The organism is Clostridium disporicum (assembly GCF_001405015.1).
Taxonomy (GTDB): Bacteria; Bacillota; Clostridia; order Clostridiales; family Clostridiaceae; genus Clostridium; species Clostridium disporicum_B.
The window spans coordinates 78,342-87,560 of the sequence record NZ_CYZX01000015.1 but is presented as its reverse complement, the minus strand read 5'-3'; the positions used below and the strand labels follow the sequence as shown (position 1 = coordinate 87,560).

Here is a 9,219-nt window from a genome sequence, read left to right as displayed (position 1 = left end):
CTAAACAGAGTTTATAGTTAGATAGGGTTGTAATTTGTACAACCCTATTTTGAGTACAATATCAACAATTTAATCTAACAGAGCCTTATTTTAAAATATAAAAATTAAGAAATAATATAAAACAATATATATTAAAAATAAAGAACTCTATATGAGCTTTATCATAAAGTCTTAATTTTTAAATCTTAACTATTAATTGTAGAAAGAGGAGAGAACAAAATGGCATTTGAAAAATTAGCAGAATTAATATTCCCTAATATTGATAAGACACCTCAATATTATATTGAAAAGTATCCTAAAAGAAATTTAAAAGAAGGTGCTGTAGTATGTAGATATGCACCATCTCCAACAGGGTTTCAACATATTGGAGGAGTATTTGCAGCTTTAATAAATGAAAGATTAGCAAGTCAAACTGAAGGAGTATTTTTCTTAAGAATAGAAGATACAGACCAAAAGAGAGAAGTTGAAGGAGCTATTGAAGATACAATTGCTACAATGCATAATTTTGGTATGGACTTCAGTGAAGGAATGACTGGGCAAGATACTTCAAAAGGTGAATATGGTCCATATAGACAAAGTGAAAGAGCTGAAATATATAAAACTTTTGCTAAAGATTTACTATTAAAAGGATTAGCTTATCCATGTTTCTGTACTCCAGAAGAATTAGCTGAATTAAGAGAAAGACAAGTAGCTAATAAGATAACTCCAGGATACTATGGAGAATATGCTAAATTCAGAAATATAACTGAAGAAGAAGCTATAGAAAGAATTAATAACGGAGAAAGCTATATTTTAAGATTAAAATCACCAGGAAATATTGAAAATAGAGTTGAGTTCCATGATTTAATTAAAGGTGATATTTCTTTCCCAGAAAACAATCAAGATGTTGTTATAATTAAAGGTGATGGACTTCCAACATATCACTTTGCTCACGCAATAGATGATTATTTAATGAGAACAACTCATGTTATAAGAGGAGAAGAATGGTTATCATCACTTCCAATACATGTTCAATTATTTGATGTTTTAGGATTCGAAAGACCAAATTATGCTCATATTCCAACAATAATGAAACAAGAAGGTGGATCTAAGAGAAAACTTTCTAAGAGAAAAGATGCTGAAGCTGCAGTTTCTTATTATAAAGAAGTAGGATATCCAACAGTATGTGTTATTGAATACTTATTAAATATCGTAAATTCAACATATGAAGAATGGAGAGCTGAAAATCCAACTGCTGATTATCACGAATTTAATGTTCAATTAGAGAAAATGAGCAAGAGTGGAGCATTATTTGATTTAGTTAAATTAAATGACGTTTCTAAAGATGTTATAGCTAGAATGCCAGCAAACGAAGTATATGCTCAATATACAGCATGGGCTAAAGAATTTGATAAAGAAATGTATGACCTAGTAACTTCAAATGAAGCTATGGCAAAAGAAGTATTTAATATAGATAAAGAAGGTCCAAAGCCAAGAAAAGATTTTGCTAAATGGGATGAAGTTAAAGACAAAATATTCTATTTCTTTGATGAATTATTCTACAATGAGACAGCAGAACAAGTAGAACTTCCAAAGACTTTATCATTAGAAAATGCTAAAGCTATAATCGAAGAATATGCTAAGAGATTTACTTTTAATATAGGAAGCCAAGAAGCTTGGTTTGAAGAGTTAAAAGTAATAGGAGCAGAGCTTGGATATTGCGCAAATAGAAAAGAGTACAAAGCTAATCCAGATGCTTTTAAAGGAATGATTTCAGATGTTGCTGGAGCAGTAAGAAGTGCATTATCACACAGAACTAATACTCCAGACCTTTATACTATAATGCAAATTATGGGTGAAGAAAAGGTAAGAGAAAGATTTGAAAGATTTTTAAGTTTATAATATATTAGATATTTATAAGATATAAGAATTCTCTACTTAGTTAGAGAGTTCTTATTTTTTATTTATATAATTTTATAATGGTATAAATTTAATATTATTGGAAGAGAACATTACAATGCTATTTTAAACAATTAATACAAGGTATTACGAAGAGAATAATGTACAAACTATTATTGTAGCGGTGGTAGAACTAAGTATTAGACTTGGCTGTATCAGGGCTAAATATATTTTAAAGAGGTGCTTTGTATATGAGTAAAAATGCAAATTGTGGATGTAATAAGGCGCAAAAATCAGCAGGCAACAATCAGTGGGCATCACCAGCTAGTGTACAATCAAGTATTTATGATAATTGTAAATGTAATAAAAAACAAGAGAAAACAGCAACTAATAATCAATGGTAATGCTTAAATAAATATAAAACTATATAAAATATAAATGTATTAAATTTTAATACATAACTTTATAAATAATTTCCATGTATTAAGATGAACTTAAAGAACATACTATTAATGAAACTTAATGAAGGAGGAGATTTCTAATGCATAATTATTGTAAAACAGCTACAAATAACGCATGGGCATCAAAACCTACATCAAGTTTAAATAGTTGTCAAAGTTGTAGGAGTCATAAAGAAGAAAAAACTGCTACAGATAATAAATGGACATCTACAAAATAGATTTGGCGACTCAGAAGTTGGTAATAACCCGTTACCTTACTTCTACTAATTCAATCATTTCACCTTACTAAGATGAGGTAGTCAACGGAGATGGGTATAAAATGAATCTTTGAGAAATTAATTAATTTCAATATAATTTTCATAATTTATATTCATACAAAAAAAGAGGTGGCCAGTGGCCACTTCTTTTTATAATTTAAATGATGATTTTAAAGGTACGATTCTATTAAACACTAATTTTTCAGATGTAGTATATTTAGAATCTACTGTAAAGAATCCGTTTCTAACCATTTGGAACTTATCTAGTGGACTTGCATTTTCTACAGCTACTGGTTCAATAAATCCTTGTAAAATTTCCATTGAGTTAGGATTTATTTGTTCTAAGAAGTGTTTACCTTCATTTCCTTCTTGATCATCTAATATTAATGGCTCATATAATCTAAATTCAGCAGGTTTTGCAGTTTTAGCATCTACCCAATGTATAGTAGCTTTAACCTTTCTTCCAGTGAATCCTGAACCACTTTTAGTTTCTGGATCATAAGTACAGTGAACTTCGATAACTTCACCATTTTCATCTTTTATTACATCAGTACATTTTACAAAATAAGCACCTTTTAATCTAACTTCGTTACCAGGGAATAATCTAAAGTACTTTTTAACCGGTTCTTCCATAAAATCTTCTCTTTCGATATATAGCTCTCTAGAGAATGGAACTAATCTCTTACCGAAAGATTCATCTTTAGCGTTATTTTCTATTTCTAACATTTCTGTTTGATCTTCAGGATAGTTAGTTATAACTAATTTTAAAGGTCTTAAAACAGCCATTGCAAGTGGAGCTTTCATTTGTAAATCTTCTCTTATGAAATAGTCTAACATTTGAGAATCTACTATTGAGTTAGCTTTAGCAACACCTATGGCAGAGCAGAAGTTTCTTAATGCTTCTGGCGTACATCCTCTTCTTCTAAGACCTGATATAGTAGGCATTCTTGGATCATCCCATCCATCAACAACACCTTCATCAACTAATTGTTTAAGCTTTCTCTTACTCATAACAGTATTAGTCATGTTTAATCTAGCAAATTCTATTTGTCTTGGAATTGACTCCATTTCACATTCCTTAACAACCCAATCATAAAGAGGTCTATGATCTTCAAACTCTAAAGTACAAATAGAGTGAGTTACAGATTCAATAGCATCTTCTAATGGATGAGCAAAGTCATACATTGGATAGATACACCACTTATCGCCTGTATTATGATGAGTAGCATGAGCTATTCTATAAATTATAGGATCTCTCATGTTCATATTAGGAGAAGCCATATCTATTTTAGCTCTTAAAACTTTTTCTCCATCTTTAAATTCACCTTTTCTCATTCTTTCGAATAAATCAAGGTTTTCTTCAACTGATCTACTTCTATATGGACTTTCTTTACCAGGTTCAGTTAATGTTCCTCTATATTCTTTAGCTTCTTCAGGTGTTAAATCACAAACGTAAGCTAATCCTTTTTTTATTAATAAAACAGCTCTGTTATACATTTCTTCAAAGTAATCAGATGCAAAGTAAAGAGCATCCCAGTTTCCACCAAGCCATTTAACATCTTCTTTTATTGATTCAACATATTCAGTATCTTCTTTAACTGGATTAGTGTCATCAAATCTTAAGTGAGTTTTACCTTTAAATTCTTCAGCTAATCCAAAGTTTAAAAGTATTGATTTAGCATGACCTATATGAAGATAACCATTTGGTTCTGGTGGGAAACGAGTTATTATTTCTTTATGCTTTCCACTATTAAGGTCTTCTACAATTATATTTCTTATAAAATTAGAAGAATTAATTTCATTTGACATAGTATTACCTCTCCTATTATCATATTTTAGTTTATTTTGAAATTAAAAGTTAATAAATATTATAAATACAACTTATTATTTAATCAAATTTCAACGGTTAAACTATATATTTTATATATTTACTATTAATAATAATTTTAATCTAATATAAGTAAAAAAGAAAGTAACCTTTATATAAAAAGTTATATAAATACAATAAAATCGACAATAAAATTATAGATGTGAATAAAAGAATCAATATTTCTAAAAATATAAATAAGACTCATATGTATTTTTAGGAGGTATAATATGACCAATTTAATTTGTAATGTAGAAAGTTGTATACATAATAATTCTGCATGCTGTTGTAAAGAAGGAATAACAGTAGGAGGGTCTGAAGCATCTTCGGCCTCAGCAACATGTTGTGATAGTTTTGAAGAAAAGCATGGAGCTTTCACAAGTAATTTTGAAGCACCTCATGGAAGCTTAAATGTTCAATGTGAAGCTGAAAATTGTACATATAATGAGAATCGTATGTGTGCAGCAGAAGCAATACATATTGCTGGCATGAATGCATGTACAACTGGAGAAACTGAATGTAATAGCTTTGTACCAAAACTTTAAGTTTGACCTAAATAAAAGAGGATTATTGTTTTACGACAAAGTGGAGGTTTTCACTTGTCGTAGACAATTTGCATTATACAAAGTATATTTTCATTTAGCGTAGCAATTTTTAATGTGGCGAAGCTACAGTATTGTGTGTATAATTAATTGTATAATAATAACAATTTAAAGGGTGAATAATGAAATTAAATTATATTAAAAACTTAAACGAAGGAAGTCTAGAAATTAAACCTATTACTTTTTGGAAGGCTATAATACTATCATTTATTTTTGATATAACTTATAGTTTTGTATATACTCCTATAAGTATATTCGTAGAGTTTTATAGAGATATGTTCTTTATGAATAGCTGGAGTGAAAATTTATTAACAACTATAACAGATTTTATTTATCAATATGGAATTATGTTAGTTATTATAGTGTTAATTAATAGAAGTTTTGAAACTAATGGAAATGTATTATATGATGAAAAAATCTCTAAGAAAAAGTACTTAGCTGGAGTAGGTATGATAGTTGGATATATATGTATTACCTATGGAGTATTTGATTTTCTATTATATTCATTGCCAACTCTAAATGAGGGGCTATATGAATATTTAGAACAATATCTTTTGAATACATCATATATTTTTATATTTATTTCAAGCTGCATTATGGCTCCGTTCTTTGAAGAGATATTATATAGAGGAATATTGTTAAATGGATTATTAAAAAAGTATAGTTATAAAAAAGCAATAATATATTCAGCGCTTATATTTGGTATAGCTCATATGAATTTACCACAAGGAATAAATGCATTTCTTCTAGGTGTAATTATTGGACTAGCCTACTATTATACAAGATCAATTTATGTTTGTATGGGTATGCACTTTGCTAATAATTTTTTAGTTAATTTTGTAGTATATCCAGAATCAAGATTATGGACAATAATTTTGTTTATAGTAATTCCTATAATAGGACTAATTATTTTTATCAAATCTTTTAGGACAATAAAGAATAATAAAGGAATTGAAAATGTATAAAAACATCATTAGAAAAAAGGTATTAGACTTAAGACATAATTTAAAAAAAGAAGAAAAGAAGAGGTTAGATAGGATAATATATGAATCAGTAATAGAAAATGATCTATATATAAATGCCAACAAGATTTTTATATATGTAAGCTATAATAATGAAGTAGATACAATAGATATAATTAAAAATTCAATAGATAATAATAAATCAGTTTATGTGCCTAAGATTAATATAGAAGATAAAACTATGAAGTCAGTAGAAATTCACAGTTTAAATGAACTAAGTGTTAATAAGTATGGTATTTTAGAACCTAATATTGTGGATAAAAATAATACTGAAGAAAAATTTGATATCATAATAATGCCTGGAATAGCATTTGATAGTGATGGTAATAGAATCGGATATGGTGGGGGATATTACGATAAATATATTTCAAATTTAAATTATGATGTAGTTAAGGTAGCATTGGCATATAATTTTCAGATGGTGAATTATATAAAAGCAGAAGAGCATGATATTAAAGTAAATTATATATTTACTGATAAAGAAATGATTTATATAGAAAATACAATTTAGAAATAAAAAAGAGGCTGAAAATCAGCCTCTAAATTTTTATCTTTCTTTGTTAGCAATTTCAGTTTTAATTCTTTCAACGAATGAATCTAATGCAATTGCACCTTCATCATCGTTCTTTCTACTTCTTACTGCAACTTCATTGTTTGCAGCTTCCTTTTCTCCAACAACTAGGATATAAGGAACTCTTTCAAGTCTAGCTTCTCTTATTTTATAACCAATCTTTTCAGTTCTGTGGTCAACTTCAACTCTAACACCATTGTTTCTTAAAGTTCTAACTACGCTATCAGCATAATCAGCATATTTATCTGAAAGTGGAAGAACTTTTACTTGAACTGGAGCCATCCATGTTGGGAATGCACCAGCATATTTTTCTATTAAAGTTGCAATAGTTCTTTCATAACATCCGATTGAAGATCTATGAATAACAAATGGTATTTTCTTTTCACCATCTTTATCTATGTAAGACATACCTAATCTTTCACCTAGAGCAAAGTCTATTTGAACTGTTATTATAGTATCTTCTTTTCCATGAACGTTCTTAGATTGAATATCAAGCTTTGGTCCGTAGAATGCAGCTTCACCTTCAGCTTCAACATAATCTATATTTAAGTGATTTAATATAGTTCTCATTTGGTTTTGAGTAGCTTCCCAAGCTTCTGGGTTATTTATATATTTTTCAGTATTAGTTGGATCCCACTTAGAGAATCTATAAGTTATATCTTCTGCAATTCCTAGAGTTTCCATAACATAGTTTATTAAGTCTATAACTTCTCTAAATTCTGATTCAACTTGTTCAGGAGTACAAATTATATGTCCTTCTGAAAGTGTGAATTGTCTAACTCTAGTAAGACCATGCATTTCTCCAGAAGCTTCTTTTCTGAATAGAGTAGAAGTCTCAGCATATCTTATTGGAAGATCTCTATAGCTATGTTGTTCTGCATTATAAACAGTGAATTGGAATGGACAAGTCATTGGTCTTAAAGCCATAACTTCTGTATCTTTTTCTTCATCACCTAATACAAACATACCATCTTTATAGTGACTCCAGTGACCAGAAGCAACAAATAAATCATTTTTAGACATAAATGGAGTTTTAGTTAAAACATAACCTCTTTTTTCTTCTTCATCTTCAATCCATCTTTGAAGAGTTTGGAATAATTTAGCTCCCTTAGGCATGAATAGTGGAAGTCCTTGACCTACTTTTTCATCAGTAGTAAATATTCCCAGTTCTCTACCTAATTTATTATGATCTCTCTTTTTAGCTTCTTCTAAAGCTGCTAAGTGAGCCTCTAAATCAGCGTTCTTTAAGAATGCTGTTCCGTATATTCTAGAAAGCATCTTATTCTTTTCGTCACCTTTCCAGTAAGCACCAGCACTTCTTATAAGTTTTATAGCTTTAATATTCTTTAATGACATTACGTGAGGACCAGCACAAAGGTCTGTAAAATCACCCATTTTGTAGAATGAAATAACTTCATCTTCTGGAAGTTCATTTATTAATTCAACCTTATAAGGTTCATCCTTCATAAGTTCTAAAGCTTCATTTCTAGGAAGTTCAAATCTTTCTATTTGAGGATTTTCCTTTATTATTTTTTTCATTTCAGCTTCGATTTTTACTAAATCGTCTGCAGTGAAAGCTTTTTCTACATCAAAATCATAATAGAATCCATTAGCTATTGAAGGTCCTATAGCAAGTTTTGCTTCAGGGAATAATCTTTTAACAGCTGCAGCTAATACGTGAGAGATACTGTGTCTTACTGTATCCTTTCCTTCTTGAGAATCAAAAGTACATATAGCTAATTCACAATCTTCATTTAATTGAGTTCTTAAATCAACAACCTCTCCGTTAACAAGACCACATTGAGCATTTCTTGCTAATCCTTCGCTAATAGATTTAGCAACATCTAAAACTGATGATCCATTTTCAACTTCTTTAATAGATCCATCTTTTAAAGTAATTTTAATCATTTTATATATCTCCTTTCATTTTGCTGTATAAAAAAAGCTCTACGTCACTTTTCTTATACAAATTTAGTATAGAAAAGGGACGAGAGCATATAATTCTTCCCGCGGTTCCACCCTTAATTGCCTAAAATTTAGGCCACTTAAATATCATCGTAACGTGATGTAAACGGACTTTATTAGAGTCACTCAGAGCTGGTTTTCAACTAGTTTCAAATAAAAATACTTACAGCTGATGTATTTTCTCTCTGGAAATGAAGTGGTAGTTTACTCGTCTCTTCAACGTTTTTATATATTTATAGAAAATATTATAAATATCTACATAAGAAATGTCAATAATTCGGATGATTTAATAATGAATTTAAAACTCTGAATGTGAGCAAAGTAAATATATTTTATAAATATTTCTAAAATATATTGTAATATATGGAATAAGGTGTATAATTAATAATATAGTAAGCAGATGTGGCGAAATTGGCAGACGCACTAGACTTAGGATCTAGCGCCTTTGGCGTGGGGGTTCGACTCCCTTCATCTGCACCATTTAAACCTTCGATTTATATCGGAGGTTTTTTATTTTATAAAATAGTTATAAAAATAGTGAACTTTTAATATAGATATAACAAGAAAATAAGTTAGCAAGAAATTAATAAATATTT

The 9,219-nt window shown here is 29.1% G+C and carries 8 protein-coding genes, 1 tRNA gene and 1 other annotated feature; of the genes, 7 read left to right on the top strand and 2 right to left on the bottom strand.

What is annotated here, in order from left to right; all coding sequences use genetic code 11:
* The first annotated feature begins 219 nt into the window (after window positions 1–219).
* The 3 genes from gltX (at window position 220) to ARA56_RS16815 (ending at window position 2,557) form a co-directional block, all read left to right on the top strand.
* On the top strand, window positions 220–1,881 hold the full coding sequence (gene gltX, locus ARA56_RS11060) for a glutamate--tRNA ligase (protein ID WP_055266669.1): 1,662 nt from the start codon (window positions 220–222) through the stop codon (window positions 1,879–1,881).
* Between the two features lie 248 nt (window positions 1,882–2,129).
* Window positions 2,130–2,282: a hypothetical protein gene (locus ARA56_RS16675; RefSeq protein ID WP_156334263.1), complete on the top strand. Its 153-nt coding sequence runs from the start codon at window positions 2,130–2,132 to the stop codon at window positions 2,280–2,282.
* Window positions 2,283–2,419: 137 nt separating this feature from the next.
* Window positions 2,420–2,557, top strand: a complete 138-nt coding sequence (locus ARA56_RS16815; RefSeq protein ID WP_172675765.1) for a hypothetical protein — start codon at window positions 2,420–2,422, stop codon at window positions 2,555–2,557.
* A 189-nt stretch (window positions 2,558–2,746) separates the two neighbouring features.
* Here ARA56_RS16815 and ARA56_RS11055 read toward each other — a convergent pair whose 3' ends face one another.
* The gene (locus ARA56_RS11055; protein WP_055266667.1) at window positions 2,747–4,405 is read right to left on the bottom strand and encodes a glutamine--tRNA ligase/YqeY domain fusion protein; all 1,659 of its coding nucleotides are present in this window, start codon (window positions 4,403–4,405) and stop codon (window positions 2,747–2,749) included.
* 288 nt (window positions 4,406–4,693) lie between these two features.
* Here ARA56_RS11055 and ARA56_RS11050 point away from each other — a divergent pair, with 288 nt between their 5' ends.
* The 3 genes from ARA56_RS11050 to ARA56_RS11040 all read left to right on the top strand — a co-directional run bounded on the left by ARA56_RS11050 (window position 4,694) and on the right by ARA56_RS11040 (window position 6,598).
* Window positions 4,694–5,008: a DUF1540 domain-containing protein gene (locus tag ARA56_RS11050; RefSeq protein WP_055266665.1), complete on the top strand. Its 315-nt coding sequence runs from the start codon at window positions 4,694–4,696 to the stop codon at window positions 5,006–5,008.
* 179 nt (window positions 5,009–5,187) lie between these two features.
* Window positions 5,188–6,030, top strand: coding sequence for a CPBP family intramembrane glutamic endopeptidase (locus ARA56_RS11045; protein WP_055266663.1), 843 nt, complete (start codon window positions 5,188–5,190; stop codon window positions 6,028–6,030).
* Entirely contained in the window at window positions 6,023–6,598 is a 576-nt protein-coding gene (locus ARA56_RS11040) for a 5-formyltetrahydrofolate cyclo-ligase (protein ID WP_070205690.1), read from the top strand. The genes ARA56_RS11045 and ARA56_RS11040 overlap by 8 nt, the downstream gene beginning before the upstream one ends.
* A 36-nt stretch (window positions 6,599–6,634) precedes the next feature.
* Here ARA56_RS11040 and thrS read toward each other — a convergent pair whose 3' ends face one another.
* A complete protein-coding gene (gene thrS / locus ARA56_RS11035; protein ID WP_055266659.1) occupies window positions 6,635–8,566 on the bottom strand; it encodes a threonine--tRNA ligase in 1,932 nt (643 codons plus the stop codon).
* 72 nt (window positions 8,567–8,638) lie between these two features.
* Window positions 8,639–8,852 (bottom strand) — a binding site (T-box leader).
* Between the two features lie 167 nt (window positions 8,853–9,019).
* Between thrS and ARA56_RS11030 the strand changes: the two genes are divergently transcribed.
* Window positions 9,020–9,103, top strand: a tRNA-Leu gene (locus tag ARA56_RS11030).
* Window positions 9,104–9,219 lie beyond the last annotated feature (116 nt).